We start from the raw sequence: 631 nt of genomic DNA, 5'->3' as shown, positions 1-631 counted from the left end.
GCGCTTACCACTTTGTGATTCATGACTGGGGTGAAGTCGTAACAAGGTAACCGTAGGGGAACCTGCGGTTGGATCACCTCCTTACCTCAAGATACGCATTGTGCAGTGTCCACACAGATTGTCTGATAGAAAGTAACGAGCAGAAATACCTTAATAGGCTTGTAGCTCAGGTGGTTAGAGCGCACCCCTGATAAGGGTGAGGTCGGTGGTTCAAGTCCACTCAGGCCTACCAATTCCTTCCTCCTCTTCGTTGTCGCCATGTCTCGTTTGCACAAAGCAAACTTCGCATGACTCCGCCTTGATGAGAAAGTAATTGGCTGACTCATCAGGCTGATGAGTAATTAAGGTATCTGTGAGTGACTGTATGGGGCTATAGCTCAGCTGGGAGAGCGCCTGCCTTGCACGCAGGAGGTCAGCGGTTCGATCCCGCTTAGCTCCACCATTACCGTACAGCCCCTAAATAATACTTCAGAGTGTATTGGAAACAGTATGCTGCGAAGTATTTTGCTCTTTAACAATCTGGAACAAGCTGAAAATTGAAAGTTTACAGCTGAACATCACTCTCCGTAGCAGTACCGAGTGGTGAATTAGTCTGTAACAGAGTCTCTCAAATAATCGCAGCGCGATGGTG

2 tRNA genes and 1 rRNA gene are annotated in these 631 nt (G+C 48.0%); all 3 read left to right on the top strand.

Annotated features, from left to right (window positions below):
- A 16S ribosomal RNA gene (locus LC431_RS26200) occupies positions 1-84 on the top strand; the annotation flags it as partial.
- Positions 85-155: 71 nt separating this feature from the next.
- Positions 156-232, top strand: a tRNA-Ile gene (locus LC431_RS26195).
- A 134-nt stretch (positions 233-366) separates the two neighbouring features.
- Positions 367-442, top strand: a tRNA-Ala gene (locus LC431_RS26190).
- Positions 443-631 lie beyond the last annotated feature (189 nt).

Source organism: Rahnella sp. GSA61A, from assembly GCF_019969905.1.
Lineage (GTDB): Bacteria > Pseudomonadota > Gammaproteobacteria > Enterobacterales > Enterobacteriaceae > Rahnella > Rahnella aceris.
This window is presented reverse-complemented; position numbering and strand designations above follow the sequence as displayed.